Annotated in this window: 21 protein-coding genes and 1 pseudogene; 13 read left to right on the top strand and 9 right to left on the bottom strand. The window is 70.9% G+C overall.

Annotated features, from left to right (window positions below):
* Window positions 1–10: 10 nt before the first annotated feature.
* From JF886_RS05210 to JF886_RS05195, 4 genes are all read left to right on the top strand, one after another.
* Window positions 11–1009, top strand: coding sequence for an oxygenase MpaB family protein (locus JF886_RS05210; RefSeq protein WP_337310274.1), 999 nt, complete (start codon window positions 11–13; stop codon window positions 1007–1009).
* Between the two features lie 131 nt (window positions 1010–1140).
* A complete protein-coding gene (locus JF886_RS05205) occupies window positions 1141–1743 on the top strand; it encodes a hypothetical protein (RefSeq protein ID WP_337310272.1) in 603 nt (200 codons plus the stop codon).
* 101 nt (window positions 1744–1844) lie between these two features.
* Window positions 1845–2756: an SDR family NAD(P)-dependent oxidoreductase gene (locus JF886_RS05200; RefSeq protein WP_337310270.1), complete on the top strand. Its 912-nt coding sequence runs from the start codon at window positions 1845–1847 to the stop codon at window positions 2754–2756.
* A gap of 40 nt (window positions 2757–2796) precedes the next feature.
* The gene (locus tag JF886_RS05195) at window positions 2797–3648 is read left to right on the top strand and encodes an alpha/beta hydrolase (RefSeq protein WP_337310268.1); all 852 of its coding nucleotides are present in this window, start codon (window positions 2797–2799) and stop codon (window positions 3646–3648) included.
* Window positions 3649–3656: 8 nt separating this feature from the next.
* Here JF886_RS05195 and JF886_RS05190 read toward each other — a convergent pair whose 3' ends face one another.
* Window positions 3657–3872: a DUF2277 domain-containing protein gene (locus JF886_RS05190; protein ID WP_337310266.1), complete on the bottom strand. Its 216-nt coding sequence runs from the start codon at window positions 3870–3872 to the stop codon at window positions 3657–3659.
* Between the two features lie 23 nt (window positions 3873–3895).
* Between JF886_RS05190 and JF886_RS05185 the strand changes: the two genes are divergently transcribed.
* The 3 genes from JF886_RS05185 to JF886_RS05175 are packed head-to-tail and all read left to right on the top strand — an operon-like array spanning window position 3896 to window position 6727.
* Window positions 3896–5578, top strand: a complete 1683-nt coding sequence (locus JF886_RS05185; RefSeq protein ID WP_337310265.1) for a GumC domain-containing protein — start codon at window positions 3896–3898, stop codon at window positions 5576–5578.
* Window positions 5579–5597: 19 nt separating this feature from the next.
* Window positions 5598–5960, top strand: a complete 363-nt coding sequence (locus tag JF886_RS05180) for a DUF4267 domain-containing protein (protein WP_337310263.1) — start codon at window positions 5598–5600, stop codon at window positions 5958–5960.
* Window positions 5961–5968: 8 nt separating this feature from the next.
* Complete coding sequence (locus tag JF886_RS05175; RefSeq protein ID WP_337310261.1) at window positions 5969–6727, top strand: maleylpyruvate isomerase family mycothiol-dependent enzyme; 759 nt, start codon at window positions 5969–5971, stop codon at window positions 6725–6727.
* On the opposite strand, the gene JF886_RS05170 is transcribed toward JF886_RS05175, so the two are convergent.
* Window positions 6720–7496: an MBL fold metallo-hydrolase gene (locus tag JF886_RS05170; protein WP_337310259.1), complete on the bottom strand. Its 777-nt coding sequence runs from the start codon at window positions 7494–7496 to the stop codon at window positions 6720–6722. The genes JF886_RS05175 and JF886_RS05170 overlap by 8 nt on opposite strands.
* Window positions 7489–8436, bottom strand: a complete 948-nt coding sequence (locus JF886_RS05165) for a D-alanyl-D-alanine carboxypeptidase family protein (RefSeq protein ID WP_337310257.1) — start codon at window positions 8434–8436, stop codon at window positions 7489–7491. The genes JF886_RS05170 and JF886_RS05165 overlap by 8 nt, the downstream gene beginning before the upstream one ends.
* Window positions 8437–8598: 162 nt before the next feature.
* On the opposite strand from JF886_RS05165, the pseudogene clpB reads away from it, so the two are divergent.
* From clpB to queF, 3 genes and pseudogenes are all read left to right on the top strand, one after another.
* Window positions 8599–11225 (top strand): annotated as a pseudogene (clpB, locus tag JF886_RS05160) (ATP-dependent chaperone ClpB).
* 37 nt (window positions 11226–11262) lie between these two features.
* Window positions 11263–11820, top strand: a complete 558-nt coding sequence (locus tag JF886_RS05155; RefSeq protein WP_337310255.1) for a VUT family protein — start codon at window positions 11263–11265, stop codon at window positions 11818–11820.
* Complete coding sequence (queF, locus tag JF886_RS05150) at window positions 11817–12239, top strand: preQ(1) synthase (protein ID WP_337310253.1); 423 nt, start codon at window positions 11817–11819, stop codon at window positions 12237–12239. Before JF886_RS05155 ends, queF begins: the two co-directional genes overlap by 4 nt.
* 23 nt (window positions 12240–12262) lie before the next feature.
* On the opposite strand, the gene JF886_RS05145 is transcribed toward queF, so the two are convergent.
* From JF886_RS05145 to JF886_RS05120, 6 genes are all read right to left on the bottom strand, one after another.
* Window positions 12263–13570 carry a hypothetical protein gene (locus JF886_RS05145; RefSeq protein WP_337310251.1) on the bottom strand — a complete coding sequence of 436 codons (1308 nt, stop codon included), beginning with the start codon at window positions 13568–13570 and terminating at the stop codon, window positions 12263–12265.
* Window positions 13567–14208 (bottom strand): response regulator, encoded by a 642-nt coding sequence (locus JF886_RS05140; protein ID WP_337310249.1) that lies wholly within the window; start codon window positions 14206–14208, stop codon window positions 13567–13569. The genes JF886_RS05145 and JF886_RS05140 overlap by 4 nt, the downstream gene beginning before the upstream one ends.
* On the bottom strand, window positions 14205–14774 hold the full coding sequence (locus JF886_RS05135) for a hypothetical protein (RefSeq protein ID WP_337310247.1): 570 nt from the start codon (window positions 14772–14774) through the stop codon (window positions 14205–14207). Before JF886_RS05135 ends, JF886_RS05140 begins: the two co-directional genes overlap by 4 nt.
* 320 nt (window positions 14775–15094) lie before the next feature.
* Entirely contained in the window at window positions 15095–15700 is a 606-nt protein-coding gene (locus JF886_RS05130) for a hypothetical protein (protein WP_337310245.1), read from the bottom strand.
* The gene (locus tag JF886_RS05125) at window positions 15697–16152 is read right to left on the bottom strand and encodes an SRPBCC family protein (protein ID WP_337310243.1); all 456 of its coding nucleotides are present in this window, start codon (window positions 16150–16152) and stop codon (window positions 15697–15699) included. Before JF886_RS05125 ends, JF886_RS05130 begins: the two co-directional genes overlap by 4 nt.
* Before the next feature lie 13 nt (window positions 16153–16165).
* Window positions 16166–16981, bottom strand: a complete 816-nt coding sequence (locus tag JF886_RS05120) for a GNAT family N-acetyltransferase (protein ID WP_337310241.1) — start codon at window positions 16979–16981, stop codon at window positions 16166–16168.
* A 109-nt stretch (window positions 16982–17090) separates the two neighbouring features.
* On the opposite strand from JF886_RS05120, the gene JF886_RS05115 reads away from it, so the two are divergent.
* Genes JF886_RS05115 through JF886_RS05105 form a run of 3 tightly spaced genes read left to right on the top strand, consistent with a single transcriptional unit; the run spans window position 17091 to window position 19444 of the window.
* Window positions 17091–17696, top strand: coding sequence for a hypothetical protein (locus JF886_RS05115; protein ID WP_337310239.1), 606 nt, complete (start codon window positions 17091–17093; stop codon window positions 17694–17696).
* 10 nt (window positions 17697–17706) lie between these two features.
* Window positions 17707–18738, top strand: coding sequence for a 3-deoxy-7-phosphoheptulonate synthase (gene aroF, locus JF886_RS05110; protein WP_337310327.1), 1032 nt, complete (start codon window positions 17707–17709; stop codon window positions 18736–18738).
* Between the two features lie 28 nt (window positions 18739–18766).
* Window positions 18767–19444, top strand: a complete 678-nt coding sequence (locus tag JF886_RS05105) for a hypothetical protein (RefSeq protein WP_337310237.1) — start codon at window positions 18767–18769, stop codon at window positions 19442–19444.
* The last annotated feature ends 104 nt before the right edge of the window (window positions 19445–19548 follow it).

Here is a 19548-nt window from a genome sequence, read left to right as displayed (position 1 = left end):
TGCTGGATTGATGGCGCTCCTCCCTCTTCCCCGCCTGCCGGGCGGCGGACGGCTGCTGCGCATCCCGGGCTCGGCCGACCTGGCCGCTGCGATGCGCACGCTGATCCCCTCGGGCAAGCGGCGCTTCCCGATCCGCGACACCGCCCCCGAGCCCGGTCTCTTCGGCCCCGGCTCGGTCACCTGGCGGGTCATGGCCGAACCGGTGCTCATGCTCGGCGCCGGACGTGCCCTTCTGATGCAGGCCGCGCATCCGCTCGTCGCCGAGGGAGCCATCGAGCACAGCACGTACCGCACCGACCCGTACGGGCGTTTCGAGCGCACCGTGGAGTGGGTCACCGTGGTCTGTTTCGGCACCACCGCCGAGGCGCGGCGCGCCTGTCGCCAGGTGAACCGCCTGCACTCCGCCGTCGAGGGCCGGCTCCGGCGCACGCACGCCACCGCCACCGTCGCGCGAGAGTCGGCGTACAGCGGTCGCGACGCCGAGCTGCTGCGCTGGGTGCTGGCGACCTTTGTCGACACCATGCTGGTTGCCCACGACGCCTTCGTCGGCGACCTCGACGAGGCGGACAGAGACCGCTTCGTGCGCGAGTGGCACGCGGTTGCCGCTCTCATGGGCATGCCCACCGGGTCGCTCTGGACGACGCGCGCGGAGCTGAGCGAGTACGTCGCGGCGCAGCTCGACGCCGGGTCGGGCGCGGCGATCCCGGGTGCGGGGTCGCGGCTGGTGGCGGAGACCGTGCTCAACCCGCCGGTGACCTCGGCGGCGATGCGGCCCGGATGGGCGGTGGTCACCTTCACCACGGTGGGCCTCCTGCCCGCCTCCACGCGGCGCGCCTATGGCATCCGCTGGACCCCCGCCCACGCGGCGGCGCACCGGGCCATCTCGCTCTGGCTGCGCGCCGGCAGGCTGGCGGTGCCCCGACGACTCAAGGTGTCGCCCGTCTACGACCACGCGCTGGCGCGGTCGGAGGGCCGCCTGGAGGCTGCGGGGACCCGGAAGCTCGCCTAGAGCGCCTTCGACAGGCCGCGTCTCCATCGGATACCCTACAATGAAATCTGATAGCCGAGTTGTCATGAGCGACCCGGCCGGGAGGGTGGTTGCCTCGCTGGTGAGGACGTCCGCAGTTGGAGGTGTCAGCGATGGACCCGATCGAAGTCCGTGAGGAGCGTGTCTCGACGACCACTCCCGCCGTCCCCGCAACGCCGGTGGTGCCGGCAGCCCCCGTCGTCCCCCCGGCCGACGCGGCTCCAGCTGAGCGTGGATTCCCTGTGCACGGCACGGAGGCCACAGCGCCTGTCGAGCAGGTTCCTGTGGCAGCCGCACCTGTCGCAGCTGCACCCGTCGCTGCCGCACCGGTTGCAGCCGCTCCAGTGGCGGCCGCTCCCGTCGCCCCAGCGGCAGGAACCAGCGTGTACAGCAGCCGCGTCGGCGTGTACCCGATCGGCTACCGCGCCATCCAGCTCATCTGGCTGATCGCCGCTGTCGTCGACATCATTCTCGCGCTCAACTTCATCTTCCGGGCGGCGAACGCCAACAACACGGGTTTCGCCCACTACATCCGCCGCCTCGGCGGCTGGCTGGCAGCGCCGTTCAACGGCATCTTCAACAACACGGCGACCAACGGTACGGTTCTCCGTTGGAGCGACGTGCTCGCTATCGCGGTGTACACCGTCGCCGCGTGGATCGTCACCAAGCTGGTGAGGATCAGCGCCACGCCGCGCTCCGGCGTGAACACCGTCTGACCAAGCCCCCTTCCTTGAGACCCGGCCGTCACGTGCGGCCGGGTCTTCTTCGTTCTTCTTCTCGCACAATCGGCGACATCGCAGTGAAGGGAGGTCTCGGCATGGATGACACAGCGGTCGTGGTCAGCGGCGCGTCCACCGGCATCGGCAGGGCCACCGCGCTGCACCTGGACTCCCTCGGCCTGCGCGTCTTCGCGGGCGTGCGCCGCGACGAGGACGCGGAGAGCCTGCGCCGCGACGGCAGCAACCGGCTCACGCCGATCCGTCTCGACGTCACCGACGCCGAGCAGGTCGCCGCAGCGGCGCGGCAGCTGTCCGAGGCGGTGCAGGACTCGCGGCTGGCCGGAATCGTCAACAACGCCGGCATCGCCGTCGCCGGTCCGGTGGAGTTCGTACCGCTCGACCTGTGGCGCACCCAGCTGGAGATCAATGTGCTCGGGGTCGTCTCCATGGTGCAGGCGTTCACCCCGCTGCTCCGCGAGAGCCGCGGGCGCATCGTTACCGTGGGCTCACTCGGTGGACGGCTGGCGCAGCCGATGGCCGCGCCCTACTGCGCCAGCAAGCACGCGCTCGAGGCGATCAGCGACGCGCTGCGGCTCGAGCTACGTCCCTGGGGGATCAAGGTGTCGCTGATCCAGCCCGGGGCGGTGAAGACACCGATCTGGGACAAGGGGGTGCGCGCCGGCAGCGAGCTGCTGCGCAACGCGCCTCCCGAGCTGCGCACGCTCTACGGAGCGGCCGTCGACATCGCCAGCAAGATGGCCATTCACGAGAACGAGACCGGGGTCGAGCCGACCGAGGTTGCCCGCGCCGTCGAGCACGCGCTGCTGTCGTCGCGGCCACGCACGCGCTACCCGGTGGGCCGCCAGGCCAAGCTGCTCATCCCGCTGTCGCGGCTGCTGCCCGACCGGCTCAAAGACGAGCTCCTGCTGCGCGTCAGCGGCCTGCCTCGCACCGCGGATGCGACCGCCAGCTCGTCCGCCCAGCGCGCCGAGTCCCCCGCCCACGCCTGACCGGTTGGACAACTCTTTCCGCAACCGCGAGGATGGTGTTGTGCGTCAACGTCGCGGAACGTTCAGCGGGGTTCGCGGTGTGCCCATCGCGCACCGCGAATGGCTGCCCGACGGCGAGGCTCGCGGCACCGTGGTCATCGCCCACGGGATCAACGAGCACGGCGGCCGCTACGCACACGTTGCCGAGCGGCTGGTGCGCGACAGCTGGATGGTGGGCGCGCCCGACCACCGTGGTCATGGCCTCTCCGGTGGACGTCGTGCGGCCGTGGAGCGCTTCGACGATTGGATCACCGACCTCGACAGCTACATCCGCGGCGTGCTCACCGCCGCACCCCACCCGCTCTTCCTGTTGGGTCACAGCCTCGGCGGCCTGATCGCCACGGTGTACGCGCTGCGCCACCAGGACGCGCTCGACGGCCTGATCCTCTCGTCGCCGAGTGTCCTGCCGCCTGCCGAGATGTCTGAACGAACCCTGCGCGCCGGGCGTTTCCTGTCGCGCTGGGCCTCCAACCTCCCGGTGGTGGCGCTGCGGCTGGACGCGGTGAGCCGCGACCAGGCGGTGGTCGACGCCTACCGCGCCGATCCGCTGGTGCACCTCGGGAAGGTGCGCGCCCGCACTGGCGCGGAGATCCTCAAGGCGATCGAAGAGGTGCAGCGCGATATCGCCCAGCTCCATCTCCCCGTGCTCGCCGTCCAGGGAACCGTCGACCTGGTCGTCGACCCCGGCGCGGCGCGGTGGGTCGACGGCCACGTGGGCTCAGAGGACCATACCCTGCACATCTACCGCGGCCTCTACCACGAGGTGTTCAACGAGCCCGAACGCGACGCCGTGCTCGACGACCTGGCACGCTGGCTCGACGACCACGCCCCCGTGGGCGCCGCCACCGGCTGACCCGGCGGTCAGGACGCCGCAGCGCTCCGCGCGGGGGGCAGGTGGTCGAGCAGGTGGCGCGTCGACGAGGTGACCTCCTCGACCGCGGCGTCGAAGGCGTCGCGGTTGGCGGCTGAGGGGACGCGGTACCCGCTCACCTTGCGAACGAACTGGAGAGCGGCTGCGCGCATCTCGTCGTCGGTGACCTGCTCTTGAGTACGCAGTGTCTTGATGCTCCGGCACATGGACGCAGTGTAGATTCTGCCGCGTGATGGCCGGCGCGTCCCGACGCCCGCCGCGACGTTGGGCGCCGGGCTCGGGCGTGCCGCCCGTGCACCTGGTCGCGCTGCTCGCCTACGTCGGCGTGCTCACCGCCGAGCTTCCCCGGTTGACCGAGCAGCTGCGCGCCAACAGCGACGTCGCCGCGGTCCTGCTCGTCGGCGACGGCCTGACCGGCGGCGCTTCGTTGCGGCCGATCGAGGTGGGACAGCCCGCTTACGCCTGGCTGGTGGCCGCGCTGGGCCGCCTGGGACACGAGACCGTGGTGTTGTCGGTGCTGCCGCTGCTGGTCACCTGGCTCGGGCTGGCGGGCGTCGTTCTTGCAGTGAGGCGCCTGGCAGGTGGCTGGGCGGGGTCGCTGGCGCTGGCACTCGGCGTCGGAGCTGCCCCGGCCGTGCTGCTCACCGAGGTGGCGCCAGCGTTTCACGGCATGGCCTGGGCCACCGCCGGCCTCCTCGGCTGGTACGCGGTGTCATTGGCGAGCCGAGGGGGTGACGACGGAGGACCGGCGCCGCGCCGGCGGACGCTTGCCATCTCCGCAGGAGCCGGAGTGATGGCAGGCGTGGTGGCGGCCAGCGACGCGCTGGTCGTGGTCGCCGGTTTGGTGCCGTTCGTCCTGGTGGCTGCGCTGCTCTGGGTGCGCACCCGCCGGCGCGCGGTCCTCACACATGCCGGCGCGCTCATCATCGGGGCGCTCCTCTCCTTCACGGTGGTTCACCTGCTGATGGCCCGCGCCGGGTACAGCAGCGGGCTCGGTGGCGGCACGACGCGCGGCGTCGGTATCGGTGCGGTGGCCGCAAACGCGCGCGTGGTGGGACGCGGCCTGCTCGACATGGCCAACGGACTGCCGATGGAGCCGGGCGCCGGGGTCTCGCCGCTCCCGCTGCTGCTGGCCATTGTGCTGGTCGGTCTCGCACTCGCGGGCGTGTGTGTCGTGACGGCACGCAGCACCTGGCAGCTGCAGGCGCGACCCACGCAGCTTGCCAGGGACGCGCACGTCGCCTACTGGGTCACCAGCGCGCTGGTCCTGCTCGGCGCGCTCATCGTCAGCAACGTGATCATGCCCGGCGCCGACGCGCCACCTGCCGACCGACTGGTGTCGTCGCAGCGTTACGTGACGGGAGTGTTCTTTGCGGTGGTGGCCCTGGTGCCGCTCTGGCCGCGGATGCGCGCCGGACGGGTCGCCGCCACTGCGGCGGTGACGGTGTTCATCGCCGCCTCGGCGGTGCGACTGGTCGCCGCGGAGTCGAATGCGGACTTCCAGCCGGCGGCGTCACGCTCCCTGCCGGTGCTCGCCGGAGCCCTGCGCGCGCACGGGCTGTCCCGCGGCTACGCGTCGTACTGGGACGCTGATGTGCTGCGACTCTCATCAGGGGGTGCGCTCGATGTGCTGCCGGCGGCGGAGGGGAGCCCGTGCGGCGCCGGGCCTACCTCCTTCTGCCGCGACCTGCTCAACTCGGCGGGCGGCTGGTTCACCACACCCGCTGGACGCAGCTTCGTGGTGGTCGATCCGGGCGACACATTCATCCCCGCGCCGCCGCCGGCGGCGCTGGGCACCCCGGTGCAGACGTTTTCCGTCGACCGCTTCACGGTCTTTGTCTATGACGGCGACGTGATGACGCGGTTCTCGGCGTCCTGCGCGGGCAGGGCCGACCATAATTGCGCCGGATGAAACCGGTGGAGGTGGATGGGTGAACGGCTGGAAGCGGGGCATATCGCGCGTGCTCGGGACAGGATCGGCGTTGTACGGCCTCAGCGTGCTGGTGGCGCCCGGCAGCTTGGCCAGGCAGTGCCGACTCGACAATCCCGACGACCCATCCACCCGCCTGCTGGCGGTCACCTTCGGCGTGCGCGACGTAGTCTCTGGCGCTTCCATCATGCGCGCTCGCAACCGCGACGCGCTGCGCACCGCGCTGCTGGTGCGCGGCTTTCTCGACGCCGGCGACGCTGTCGCCTGCACCCTGCTGCTCAACGACCGGCGCGCCCGCGTCCTGGTCGCCGGCGTGGCGGGATGGTGGGCCACGATGTCCTTCGCGGTTGCGGCCCTGCTCTGACCTGCCCAATGACACCCGACGCCGGCGACCGCACCACGTTGACCGTCGACGAGTGCCTGGTGCGCCTGCGCGTCGAGGGCGAGCGTCTCGGCGAGGTGGCCGCGGCGACGGCGCTGGACGCCGCCGTGCCCGGCTGCCCCGGCTGGGACGTCGACGCGCTGGTGCGCCACATGGGCGACGTGCACCGCTGGGCCGGCGCCATCGTGCGCGACCGCGTGCAGGAGCGGCTGCGTCTCGACTCCGTCGGTCCCGACGACCGCGACGGATTGTTGGCGTGGTACCGCGACGGTCATCGCCAACTCCTCGATGCGCTGTCCTCAGCGACACCCGACGACCTCTTCTGGGCGTGGGCCGAAGCACCCAGCCCGCTGGCATTCTGGGCCCGGCGGCAGGCGCACGAGACCGCCATCCACCGTCTCGACGTCGAGCAGGCCGCGGGACTAGCGCCAACGCCGTTCCCAGCGCGCGTCGCCGCCGACGGCATCGATGAGTGGCTGCTGCTCGCCCCGGCGCGTTGCCGGGTCGCCGAGGGAAGCGTCGGGTCGCTGCAGGTCGATCCCAGCGACGCGCCAGACCGCTGGCTTGTCGCGCTGCGCAGCGAGGGCATCACTGTGGAGCGGGATGGGGGGCGGGCTGACTGCTCGGTGAACGCGCCGGCGAGCGACCTGTTCGCGCTGCTGATGAACCGCCGGGATATCGACGGTATCGGCGTCGACGGTGACACCGCCGTGCTTCAGACCTGGCGCGAGTCCGTTCGCTTCACCTAGTGGCTGGCGCGGCGGCGCTGACGTCGAGCGACAGCAGGTCGTGCGCGAGGATGGCCCCGGCGATGGGACCGCGCGTGCGCAGGTGACTGAGCACGAAGCGGGTGTCCGGGTATTCGGCGATCAGCTGTTCCAGCTCACCTCGCCAGAGGTGTCCGCCCTCGGTGGGACCGTCCCAGCCGGTGCACTCGCACACCATCACGTCCGCCGATGCGATGGCGCGGCGCAGGCCGGGGCAGAGCGTCGTGTCGCCGCTGAAGCCGATGACGGCGGCACCGTCGCGCTCCACCGTGTAGGCGAGCGACGGCCCAGTGCTGTGCACCACGGCGTGGGCGCGCACCCGGTATCCCGCCACAACATCGTCGGCGCCGTCCTGGAGCACCACCCACTCGAGGTGGAGACTCTCATCGATGAGCCCGACGATGTGGCGCCCGTACCCGGTGCTGAGCAGGCGGAGCACGTACTCCTTCGTCCCGGGCGGCCCGCCGATCACCAGCCCACCGCGCAGCTCGCCGGTGAACGCGCGGGATCCCAGCAGCATCGGCAGCATGTAGGTGTGGTCGGCGTGGAAGTGCGTGATCAGCACGAGGTCGATGGACGCCGCGCTCATGCCGGCGCGCGGCAGCAGCGCATGCACGGGAGCGCCGCAGTCGATGAGCACGCGCTCATCGACCAGGTAGGCGGCATTGCAACCGGAGCCGCTGAAGGCGTCGCCGCTGCCAATCACGGTCAGGCGCGTGGTCTCGCCCGACCCGGCAGCTGTCTCAGCCATGAGGCGAGGGCGCAGCGCTAGGGGTGGGGGTCGGCAGCGTCGACGGCAGCCCCTCCTGCACGAACCCCCAGTCGAGCAGGTGGCGCGACTGGCTATAGCTGTACGGGGCGTTGAGCAGCACGGAGATCAGCCGGTGGCCGTCGCGCACCGCCATCGCGACCTCGCAATAGCCGGCGTCACCTGTCCAGCCCGGCTTGATGCCGGTGGCCGGGGGATACATGCCGAGGAGCAGGTTGATGGACTGGAGGAAGAACTCGGGATGACCCGGTGCGGCGGGGAGATCGGCGCTGCGCATCGTCACGATGTCGCGGAAGAGCGGGTACGTGCGCACCGCGGCGGTGCTGATCGCCGCCAGATCGTACGCGGAGGAGTACTGCTCGGGGTCGTCCAGACCCACCGGGCCGGTGAAATGCGAGTCGTGGAGGCCGAGCGCCGCCACCTGCGCGTTCATGGCGCCGACGAAACGCTCCATGCCGACGGTGCCAAGGCCGATCCCGTTGGCGGCGTCGTTGCCGCTGACCACGAGCAGCCCGGTGAGCAGCTCCCGGACGGTCAGTGTCTGCCCGGCGGACAGGCCCATGCGGGTCTCATCCCACGCCAGGTGCACCGCCTCGGGGGTGAGCGTCACCTGGCGGTCGGGGTTGAGGTTGGCCAGCGCGACGAGAGCTGTGAGGATCTTGGTCGTGCTGGCGGGGGGCAGGTGGGCGTGCGCGTCCAGCTGCCAGAGGACGGCGTTGGAATCAATGTCGACGAGAATCCCGGCGCGAGCGTGCAGGACCGGTGGTGTCTGCGGGGGTGCCGCCTCCACGAATAGCACGGGCTGCCGGACCAGGCTCATGCCGAACCACGCGGGGCGGGCCAGGTCGGCGGCGGTGTTGGCGATTGCGGCCCGAGCGCCGACGGCAGTGCCCGGACCCCCCCCAGCGCTGACCACGGCCACGGCGCCGATCGTCGCCAACAGGAGAGGGACCGCAAGGATTCTGGGCCGGCGGGGGACGGACGGCATCGCGACGAGCCGCATGGTACGTCAGGATTGCGGCGGCGGCCTGCGTTCGCGGAATCGTCGACCCACCGATTTGTCGGCGCCCTGTTGCGGTATGACATGTCCGTGCGACTGGACCGATTCACCGAACGCTCCCAGGAAGCGCTGCAGGCAGCCCAGCAGTCGGCGGCCGCGATGCAGCACGCCCGCGTCGAGCCCGAGCACCTCCTTCTCGCCCTGCTCCGCCAGGAGGACGGACTTGTCCCGTCCCTGCTGCAGCGCCTCGAGGTGCCCCCGCAACCTCTGGCGGCGCGCATCGAGAGCGAGCTCGAATCCCGTCCCAAGCAGTACGGCGGGGGTGAGCCGGCGGTCGGCGAGGCGCTCCGCGAGGTGCTGATGGCCGCCTTCGACGAGATGTCACGCCTGCGGGACGAGTACGTCTCCACCGAGCACCTGCTCCTCGCGCTGAGTGGCCGCAAGGGCGGCGAGGCGTACCGCCTGCTCAGCGGCGGTGGGGTCACTCCCGACCGCATCTACGCGACCCTGGCATCCGTGCGCGGTTCGCAGAGGGTCACCGACCCTAACCCCGAGGACAAGTACGACGCTCTCGGCAAGTACGGCCGCGACCTCACCGACGCCGCGCGCACCGGCAAGCTCGATCCCGTCATCGGCCGCGATGAGGAGATCCGCCGGGTGATCCAGGTGCTCAGCCGGCGCACCAAGAACAACCCGGTGCTGATCGGCGAGCCCGGCGTCGGCAAGACCGCCATCGTCGAGGGCCTCGCCCAGCGCATCGCCGCCGGTGACGTTCCCGAAGGGCTTCGCGACCGCCGGGTCGTGGCCCTCGACCTCGGCGCCATGGTCGCCGGAGCCAAGTACCGCGGCGAGTTCGAGGACAGGCTCAAGGCCGTGCTCGCCGAGGTGACCGGCTCCGACGGCAGGATCGTTTTGTTCATCGACGAGCTGCACACACTCGTTGGTGCGGGCGCTGCCGAGGGTGCCATGGACGCCGGCAACATGCTCAAGCCGGCGCTCGCCCGCGGCGAGCTGCGCTGCATCGGCGCCACCACTCTCGACGAGTACCGCAAGCACATCGAGAAGGACGCCGCGCTGGAGCGCAGGTTCCAGCCCATCGTCGTCGACCAGCCCAGCGTCGAGGACACCATCAGCATCCTGCGCGGGCTCAAGGAGCGCTACGAGGTGCACCACGGGGTGCGCATCAAGGACTCAGCAATCGTCGCCGCCGCCGTGCTCTCCGGTCGTTACATCAGCGATCGCTTTCTCCCCGACAAGGCCATCGACCTCATCGACGAGGCCGCGTCGAAACTGCGCATCGAGATCGACTCCATGCCCACCGAGTTGGACGCCACCGAGCGCGACATCCGCCAGCTCGAGATCGAGCGCGAGGCGCTGCGCAAGGAGACCGACGCAGCCTCACGCGACCGGCTCGCCACCCTCGAGCGCGAGCTTGCCAATCTCCAGGAGCGTGCCAAGGAGATGCGCGAGCGCTGGGAGCGGGAGAAGGGCGCCATCGGTGCCATCCGCGACATCAAGAAACGGATCGAGGAGCTGCGCCACGACGCCGAGCGGGCCGAACTCGCCGCCGACTTCGGGCGCGCCGCGAGCTACGCTACGGGACCCTCGCCGAGCTGGAACGCGCCCTGGCGGCCGAGCAGGAACGGCTGCGCGAGCTACAGGGAGACCGCCCCCTGCTCAAGGAGGAGGTCGACGAGGACGACATCGCCGCGGTGGTGGCGCGCTGGACTGGCATCCCGGTCAGCCGCATGCTCGAGGGCGAGACCCAGAAGCTGCTGCACATCGAGGAGCGTCTACACGAGCGCGTCGTGGGACAGGAGGACGCCGTAGCGGCGGTGGCCGCAGCGGTGCGTCGTGGCCGCGCCGGCCTCAGCGATCCCAACCGGCCGATCGGCTCATTTATCTTCCTCGGGCCCACCGGGGTGGGCAAGACCGAGCTGGCCCGCGCCCTGGCCGCGTTCCTCTTCGACAGCGAGCACGCGATGGTGCGCATCGACATGTCCGAGTACATGGAGCGCCACAGCGTGTCCCGTCTGGTCGGCGCGCCTCCCGGGTACGTCGGCTACGACGAGGGCGGACAGCTCACCGAGGCGGTGCGACGCCGTCCGTACAGCGTGCTGCTCCTCGACGAGATCGAGAAGGCGCACCAGGACGTGTTCAACATCCTTCTTCAGCTTCTCGACGACGGCCGCCTCACCGACGGGCAGGGCCGCACCGTGGACTTCCGCAACACTGTGGTGATCATGACCAGCAACCTGGGCTCGCACGTCATCGCGGAGATGCCGCCGAACGCCGACGCCAGAGAGCACGAGCGCGTCCACGACGAGGTGCTCGCCGTACTCCGCCAGCACTTCCGCCCGGAGTTCCTCAACCGCGTCGACGAAATCATCGTCTTCTCAAGATTGGATCGCGAGCAGCTGCGCCACATCGTCGAGATCCAGCTCCAAAGCTTGCGCTCCCGGCTCGCCCAGCGTTCGATCAGCCTCGACGTCGACGAGGCGGCGCTCGACCTGATCGCCGAGGACGGCTACGACCCGACCTACGGCGCGCGCCCGCTCAAGCGGGTGATCCAGCGCCGCCTCCAGGACCCCCTGGCCATGGCCATCCTCGAGGCCCGCCTGCGGGACGGCGATCGCGCTCACGTCGAGGTGCGCGGCGGCGAGCTGGTCATCCAGACGCCCGCACACACCGACGCTCTCCCGGTCGGCTGATCCGGCCCCCACGCCGTCAGCGGGTACGCTTGCACCGATGCCCGCCATGTCGCTGCGCACCGCCGCCGGCCTGACGGCGCTGGCCGCGTACATCGCGGTGATCTTCGCCGCCAACTGGGCGGTGCAGCGTTTCGGCCTCGTGCCCGTGGGCTTCGGGCTCCGCGCTCCGGCCGCCGTGTACTTCGTCGGACTGGCCTTCACGCTGCGCGACCTGGTGCAGAACATTCTCGGTCGCTGGGTGTCGGTGGCGGCCATCGCCGTCGGCGCGCTAGTGTCGGCGGCTGTCTCGCCCGCCCTCGCGGTCGCCAGCGGGTTCGCCTTCTTCACCTCGGAGCTCGCCGACTTCCTCGTCTACACGCCGCTGCTGCGCCGTGGCTGGATCGTGGCGCTCGTTCCCGCCAACCTGGTCGGTTGCGTGGTCGACTCCGTCGTGTTCCTGAGCATCGCGTTCGGATCGCTCTCGCTGCTCGGTGGCCAGGTGATGGGCAAGGCGTGGATGACCGCTCTCGCGGTGCTGCTGCTCGCCCCGGTGCGGCACTGGTATGTGCTCACCCCGCGCCGCGACAGCGGCCGGTTCGCCGGTGCGGCGGCATGAGCGAGGACGCGGAGCCGCGAAGCCTTCTCGAGTCGTTCGACAACCGCAGCCCCGAGCGCGACTACACCATCCAGTTCACGCTGCCGGAGTTCACCTGCCTGTGTCCACGCAGCGGGTTCCCCGACTTTGCGGTCGTGCATGTGCGTTACGTCCCCGGTCCGCGCTGCGTCGAGCTGAAGTCGCTGAAAATGTACGTCAACGCCTTTCGCAACGTCGGGGTGTTCCACGAGGACGTCGTCAACGGGATCCTCAGTGACCTCGTCTCGCTGCTGGCACCGCGCTACTGCGAGGTGATCGGCGACTTCAACGTCCGCGGCAACATCAAGACCGTGGTGCGCGCCACCCATCGTGACCCCGGCTTTGGCCGCGAGCCCGACGGTTGGTGGACGCCACGCGACGAGCACTCGGCCACGTTCTGACACGGGCGGGGCAGCTCTCGCCGTCAGCTGAGCTGCAGCGAGTCGTCACCCGGCGCGAGGAAGACGCGCACCAGCGGGTCGTCCCGCTGGTCGGCCCTGATGCGCAGATACAGGTCGTCGCCGTCGGCGTCCAGCGCCTCGCCGAACGCGGTGGCGAGGAAGAGCGCCACGCGTGGATCGACCGCGCCGGCGCCGCGGAAGACGGGCAGCGGCATGGCCAGTCCATACGCACGAGCCACGTCCGGCGCGCGCCGGTTCCAGGTCGCGCCGGGAACCCTGACCAGCTCGGCCCCGAGCATCGAGCCGAGGATCGCGGCCAGTGCGACGATCCGTGACCGCGCCGGCTCGGGCACGCCGTCCCACAGCGCGCGCTCGTGGACCATGCCGTCGAGCACGTCGCGGGCGCGGTCGACGACGGCGTCCGGCGGGATCGCCACCCAGGTGCCGGAACTCCCGGTCCGGGCGCACCAGCCGTCGACGCGCGCGATTGCCCCCGGGATGCTCGCGGCCGCCGCCACACAGTGCGCTGCGCGACCATCCGCCAGGCGCCGACCCGGAAGCAGCGACGTCTCCTCGTCCCACGACCGCGTCGCCTTGTGCACGACGCTGTCGCGCACCAGCGCGAGCGGCAGCGAGAGCCGGTTGAGCCCGGTCTCCAGCGACGCGCTGCGCAAGCCGTCGGCGCGTTCGCTCGGCGGATACAGCGCACCGCCGATCGAGTCGGCGGCGATGCGCGCGAAGCCCAGTCCCCAGCGCTGCCGGTCGGCGCGGCGGCGCGCGGTGGCGGCACCCGGGGCGCCGTTCGAGCCGTGCCACTCCACCGCGAACGCGTGGCGGTCGGCGCGAAGCGCCAGCGATTCGGCGCGGTCGTGCCGCTCGGCGTTGGTGGCGAGCTGGACGAGCACCAGCGCCGCGACGGGCGGCGCCAGCACGGCGAATGGTTCGTCGTCCTCCACAGTGACCTGCAGCGCGGTGCGCGACGCGATCCCGGCACAGGCGTGTTCGAGCACGTCGGCGCTGGTCCCTGCGGCGTTCAGCTCACGGCCCGCGACGATGCGCAGGGACGCAGCGAGCATGCGGACGCGTAGCGCCTGGCGCCGCGCCAGCGTCGCAGCGGTGCCGTCGATCTCATCGAGGAGCGCGTCGAGAACCGGTGCACACATCGGGTGGATGTCGTCGGTGCTCACCACCAGCCGGGTCTGGCGGACGCGGTAGGTGACGGCACCGGGTCCGGCGCGGTCCCACTCCGGCGTGTGCGCCACCACCTGCTCCCCGTCGAGCAGCGCCGCCGGCAGGGGCAGCTCCGCCACCTCGCCGATGGTGAGGTTCACGGGCGCGGGGCCAGCCGGTACTTGCGATTCCCGTGGCTCACCACGGCCACCCGCGACCCTCTTGTGTTCAGCCATTGCCCGAACCGGCGCACGGCCTTGGTGGCGGTGTCCGAGTGAAATGTCACCATCTCGGGGTAGTGCACCACCAGCCGCACCGCCTCGCGGTGATGGTGCTCGGCCATGGTGGGCAGGTGGAGCACCACCGACCCGTCCTTGATGCGCAGGTCCTCGACGGTCGGGTCGAGCATGCGCTCGACCCGTTCGATGAGCGAGAGGTCACCGTCGCGCTTGTCGTGCAACCAGGCACGCGGATGGGCACGATGGATCTCGCTGCGCACCCGGAACGAGTCGATGTTGGCTGAGTACACGATGGTCAGGCAGTCCGACAGCTCGCGGGCCAGCAGAGAGAGCACGTCGCTGCTGGTCAGGGTCTGGTCTGGCGCCTTGGACAGGTCCCAGTCGACCACGGCCAGAACCGGTCGCGTCGACTCCGCGTTGTTGCGCAGCGCCGCCACCGCGTGCGCAGCGCTGCGAGTGGCGAGCGGATGGAAACGCTTGCGCGAGAAATGCGCACGCAGCTCGTCGAGCGTCTCCGCGTCGTCCTCGACGATGAGCACCTCGGCATTGGCGCGCATCATGCGGCCCGAGTGTCGAGGCGCGCGCCGCCCGCGGCGGTGCGCGTGACGTGCAGCGCAACGGCGTGGGCGTCCAGCGTAGCGTCCACAGTCCGGAAGTGATGCGCGGCGGCGAAGAGGGGCCGGGGGTGGCTGGCCACCAGTGCCTCGAGCGCCGCGCCGGCGTGGTGCCGGCCGTCCGGCATGGTGACGCCGGCCCCGGGCGCCAGACGGATGCCGCCCACCTCGGCGCCGAGAGCCGACTCCGCCGCGGCGGCCAACTCCGAGAAGCGCTGGAGCTGCCGGGTGTGGGCGGGCAGCCCCGGAGGAGGCGCGCCGCGCCACAGCAGCAGGGTCGGATGCCGCCCCAGCAGCTCCACGGCCGCCCGGGCGAGTCCGGCGCCGTCGCCGACGACCATCCACGGCCAGGGATGGCAGCCGCGCACCGCGGCGTCCGCCTCGGCGGTGCGCGCGTCGCACACCGTCACGTAGCCGCGGTCGAGCCGGTCGCGAAGGGCCACCGCGAGCTCGATGTCCTCGCTGATCACCAGCACCGTACGGCCGTCCCCCCTCGAGCCCACCCCCCGCATGGACGTGGATCTTAGGCCGCCGCCCGCGGACGTTCGGCGGACAGTAGGCGAAGGCGGAACCGCGTTCCCCCCTCGGAACCCACAGCTCAGCGGAGTCAGCTCCGGCGAGGTGGAAGTCGCCTGCGCCGACGGTCTTGCCGGAGGAACCGTGTGCGAGCGGAGGCGAGCCCGGGGCGATTCATCGCGCCGAGTGGGGAGTGAGGTTGGCCAGCTCTGCCGGACGGCCGAGAGGGGCGCATCGCCCCTCTGCTAGAAGAACGGGTCCCCCCGCGCGGCCCCGCCGCGTGGGGGTCCCGCGCGGCTCAGCCGCGTGGGGCGGGTCAGATGTCGGCGGTGTCCCCGGTGTCGGCCTCGTCGATGTCGTCGAGGAAATCAACGATCTCGGCGTCGTTGTTCTCGCGGGCCTGGTGGAGCACCGCGCCGACCACCTCGACCGTTTCCGGCGTCCATTCGAGAGCGGCCGCCAGCTCCAGCGTGGTCGGCTCGCGCTCCAGGCGGCAGCGCAGCACCACCTCAGCGGCCTCGAGGAGCTTGACCTGCTCGAGGAGCATGGTGTCTGCCAGCTTCTGCGCCGCCTCGCGCTTGATGACGTCGTCGAGGAACTTGTCGACGACGCGCGCCACGTAGGCCCGCAGTCCGGTCGCCGCACCGCCGCGACTGGCGAACTCGCCGGCGGCGACGGTGGCAGCGATCGAGCCCTCCTGGTAAAGGTCCATGAGGTCGACGCCCTGTCCCCGCCGCGCCAGCACCGCGTCGAGCACGGTGCCGAGCTGCTGCTCCACCAACTGTCCCGTGGCAGGGCCCGTCGGCGACTGGCGCGCATCGTCGAGGAGCCGGCTCAGCTCCGCCGCCGGCATCCGTGTGAAGGAACGCACCTGGGCGGCGATCGCGTCGAGCTCGGTGTCGTCCGGGAAGCGGGTGGTCATTTCCGCCGTGCCGGGGCCGCGTCCTCGCGCCCGAACCGGGCGGCCAGCTGCTCCACCGCCCGGGCCACCTCGCGGCGAGCCGCCGGCTGGCTGGCGCGCTCGACGGCCCCGCCGAACGCCCCGCCGACCGAGTAACGGGCCTCGACGCGCAGCTTGCTCCCCGCCCTGGCCGGGGTCACGTCGATGGTGATGGTGAGGTCGAGGCCCTCCTCCAGCACCAGCACCATCCGGTGCGGATCGTCCAGCTCCTTGACGAGGAGCACGCCGCGGAGATGCCGTCCCACCATCCCGGCCTCCACCTCGAAGCGCCCCCCCACACCGCGCTTCGGGCCACCCAGGTGGCGGACGCCGCGCACTGCCGGCAACCAGTCGGCGTTGGAGATGTCGCTCACCACGGCGAATGCCTGCTTGGGGAGAACCGGCAGTGTCGCGGTGGCGCTTGCCTCGATCATCGCGGCCTCATCTTCAGTACATCACGGTGGCGAACTCGCCCTGCTGCTCGAATCCGACCCGACCGTACACGCGCAGCGCTGCCTGGTTGTAGCCGTTGACATAGAGAGCCACCAGCGGGACCTCATCGAGGAGAAGCGAGCACAGAGCGATCATCCCGGCCGTGGCCACGCCGCGCCCGCGCCGCGACGGCCCGGTGAAGACGCCCTGGATCTGCACGACGTCAGGCGTCCAGGCGCTGAGCTCGGCTTTGAACACCACCTGGCCACCATCGATCCAGGCCCAGCTCCACCCTCGATCGACGAGCTGGCTCATCCGCACCCTCCAGGCGACGGCATCGGGCGGCGCGCTGTCCGCGCTCATCTCCTCGCGGTGCATCATCGCCGCCGCCACTGCGAGCGCGTCCACGTCGCGCTTGGTGGTGCGCCGGATCGGCGCGGGCGGCAGGACGCGCAGCCGCTGGCGGTCGATCACCATCACCGGCTGCGGATCGTGGATCTCCCGCGCTGGTCGGCGCGGCTCCAGGCACGCGTGCAGGGCGCGGACGGCATCCCGCGGACCGACCATCAGATGAGGCGCGGTATGCGCGCGCGTTGCCTCGGCTAGGCGGGGAGCGTCGCTCGGGTCCGGAAGGAAGGGCACGGTCAACGCGCCGGCGAGCACCACGGCGCGCAGCTCATGGCCGTCGGTCACACACCACCACGGCGCCGCGCTGCCAAGCAGGCGCAGCTCACTGCGCAGGTAGACGTTGTGCACCGGGTTGGAGTCGAGCAGCCGTCGAAGCCCTGCCACCTCGGTGGCCCCGACGCGCGCAACGGTCAGCTGGGTCACGGTTCGATTGTGGCGGGTGTCGCAATCCCGGCAGCGTGCGGCGCCGTTCTCCGGCGGCGCGACACTAGACTGGGCGGCCGTCGCGCCCGAGCCAGACGAGGTCCTCCGAGTGATCCGAGCCCGCCACGCCATTGCCGTCGTGGTGGTGTGCTGTGGGCTCCTCACCGGCTGCGGATCACCTGGGACGCCGGTGACCGGTTCCGTGACCCCGGCGACGCCGTCGCCGTCGCCCCTGAGGGGAACTCCGCTGGCCACCGCCGGCTTCACGACCATCGTCCCCAACGGCTGGACCAACCGCGTCTCTGACGCCAGCGAGGTCCGCAAGTTCAGCGCCAACGGAAAGGTGGACATGCTCATCGAGGAGGGGCCGCCCGGCCAGCTGGTGCAAAACATCAACGACGTCACCGCCAACATCAACGTCCTGCTCCTCACGTTGCCGGTCCCGGATGACCAGGTGGCCGGCTACCTGCAGAGCGTATCCAGCAACGGTGCCACCAACCTCAGCACACCGAAGTCCTTCACCATCGACGGCGCCACCGGTCAGTACATCACCTACGATCGCGACATCCAGGGGACACCGGGCGAGAGTGAGGACATGATCATCAGCCACGGCACCACCACATACGACATCGTGCTCAACACCTCGCAATTCGCCTTCAACCAGCAGCAGTCCGGCCTGTTGGCCGTGCTGACGGCATGGCGGTGGACGAGCTGACGTGCTGATCATGATGAACGCGCAGGCCACGCCTGCGGAGGTCGCCAACGTGATGCAACACGTGCGCGATCGCGGCTACAAGCCGATCGAGCTGCCGGGCGCCGACCGGCTCGCCATCGGCGTGCTCGGCAGCAACCCCTCGTCCATCCGTGACGCCGTTGTGGCCCTTCCCGGGGTGGTGGCAGCGATCCCGGTGAGCAAGCCCTACAAGATGGTGGGGCTGGAGTGGCACCCGGAGCGTTCCGTTGTCAACGTCGGCGGCGTACCCATCGGTGACGGCTCGCTGGTGGTCGCCGCGGGTCCCTGCGCGGTGGAGAGCGAGGCGCAGCTGCTCGAAACCGCCGCGGGCGTCGCCGCCGCCGGCGCCGGGCTGCTGCGCGGCGGCGCCTACAAACCACGCAGCTCGCCCTACTCGTTCCGCGGCCTGGGCGCCCAGGGGCTGGAGCACCTGCGCGCGGCGCGCGAGGTCACCGGCCTGCCGGTGGTCACCGAGGTGCTGACGCCGTCCGATGTCGCGGTTGTCGCCGAGGCGGCCGACATGCTCCAGGTGGGCACCCGCAACGCCCAGAACTTCAGCCTCCTCGAGGCGGTCGGCGAAGCGCGCAAGCCGGTGCTGCTCAAGCGCGGCCTCAGCAACACCGTCGAGGAGTGGCTGCTCAGCGCGGAGTACATCGTGGCTCACGGCAACAACGACGTGGTGCTGTGCGAGCGCGGGATTCGCACGTTCGAGAGCAGCACGCGCAACACGCTCGACCTCTCCGCGGTGCCACTGGTGAAGTCGCTCTCGCATCTGCCGATCCTGGTCGACCCCTCGCACGCCACCGGGCACCGCCACCTGGTTCCCAGCATGGCGCTGGCGGCGGTTGCGGCCGGCGCCGACGGACTCCTCATCGAGGTGCATCCGTCGCCTGACGACGCACTGAGTGACGGTCCGCAATCGCTGACGCTTGAGCAGTTCGCGTCGCTCATGGACGATGTGCGCCGCCTCGTCACTGCATTGCGACACGAGCTTGTTGGCGTGCCGTCACACGAGGCGCGGTAGGATCAAGGCGCGCCAGCCGGCGTGCACCATGCCATTGTTCAAACGCCGCCCCACCGAATTCGCCGCACCGATCGGCACGCTGCCGTGCACCGACCAGGGCTGCAGGAACGAGACGGCAACCGCGTGTTCCTACCGGGACCGCCGCGGGCGCGCGTGCGAGATGGCATTCTGTCCCGAGCACTGGTCGATGATCGGTGGCATCATGTACTGTCGGCGTCATGCTGGCACCATCAGCGCGATGGGGCCGGGCACCGACCCGAGCGCGCTTCCCGAGCTGGAGAACCGCGGACCCTCGCTGGTGAGCTGGGTCGCTGACGAGATCGGGCCGGAGATCGAGGAGTTGCTGCGCGGCATCGCGCGGAGCACCGAGACGGTGAAGACTGAGCCCGAGGTGAAGGTGGTGTTCGACCACAAGCGCCGCCGCCGTTGGGAACGCAGCTGGAAGTTGATCGAGCCCACCGGCATCAGCCTCAAGGTGGCACTCACCGTCAACGAGGACGAGGACGACGCGCTCGTCGACGTGCGCGTCAACTCCAACGTCATCGCGCGGGGCGTGCCGCCGTGGATCGCGCGGCGCCGCGCCGGCCTCGGCGTCGGTGGCCAGGTGGACAAGGATCAGCGCGAGCTCTTCCACCGCTTCTTCATCAATCACATCGCCGAAGAGATCACCGCCCAGCGCACCGCGGACGCCAGCCTCAGCGCATAAGCGAAGGGGGAACTGCGTTCCGCTGGTGGGGCTTTCGAGGACCTGCGAGCGGACGCGAGCCCGGCGCGATTCATCGCGCCGAGTGGGGAGTGAGCTGCGCCGGC

Source organism: Candidatus Aeolococcus gillhamiae (genome assembly GCF_016464765.1).
In the GTDB taxonomy this organism is placed as follows: Bacteria; Chloroflexota; Dormibacteria; order Aeolococcales; family Aeolococcaceae; genus Aeolococcus; species Aeolococcus gillhamiae.
Note: the sequence above shows the minus strand (reverse complement) of the source record. Positions and strands in the feature narration are given on the sequence as shown.

Coding starts and splice junctions, on each gene's coding strand:
- JF886_RS05210 (WP_337310274.1), top strand. CDS start 11: ATGGCGCTCCTCCCTCTTCCCCGCCTGCCGGGCGGCGGACGGCTGCTG.
- JF886_RS05205 (WP_337310272.1), top strand. CDS start 1,141: ATGGACCCGATCGAAGTCCGTGAGGAGCGTGTCTCGACGACCACTCCC.
- JF886_RS05200 (WP_337310270.1), top strand. CDS start 1,845: ATGGATGACACAGCGGTCGTGGTCAGCGGCGCGTCCACCGGCATCGGC.
- JF886_RS05190 (WP_337310266.1), bottom strand. CDS start 3,872: ATGTGCCGGAGCATCAAGACACTGCGTACTCAAGAGCAGGTCACCGAC.
- JF886_RS05175 (WP_337310261.1), top strand. CDS start 5,969: ATGACACCCGACGCCGGCGACCGCACCACGTTGACCGTCGACGAGTGC.
- JF886_RS05170 (WP_337310259.1), bottom strand. CDS start 7,496: ATGGCTGAGACAGCTGCCGGGTCGGGCGAGACCACGCGCCTGACCGTG.
- JF886_RS05155 (WP_337310255.1), top strand. CDS start 11,263: ATGCCCGCCATGTCGCTGCGCACCGCCGCCGGCCTGACGGCGCTGGCC.
- queF (WP_337310253.1), top strand. CDS start 11,817: ATGAGCGAGGACGCGGAGCCGCGAAGCCTTCTCGAGTCGTTCGACAAC.
- JF886_RS05140 (WP_337310249.1), bottom strand. CDS start 14,208: ATGATGCGCGCCAATGCCGAGGTGCTCATCGTCGAGGACGACGCGGAG.
- JF886_RS05135 (WP_337310247.1), bottom strand. CDS start 14,774: ATGCGGGGGGTGGGCTCGAGGGGGGACGGCCGTACGGTGCTGGTGATC.
- JF886_RS05130 (WP_337310245.1), bottom strand. CDS start 15,700: ATGACCACCCGCTTCCCGGACGACACCGAGCTCGACGCGATCGCCGCC.
- JF886_RS05125 (WP_337310243.1), bottom strand. CDS start 16,152: ATGATCGAGGCAAGCGCCACCGCGACACTGCCGGTTCTCCCCAAGCAG.
- aroF (WP_337310327.1), top strand. CDS start 17,707: ATGATGAACGCGCAGGCCACGCCTGCGGAGGTCGCCAACGTGATGCAA.
- JF886_RS05105 (WP_337310237.1), top strand. CDS start 18,767: ATGCCATTGTTCAAACGCCGCCCCACCGAATTCGCCGCACCGATCGGC.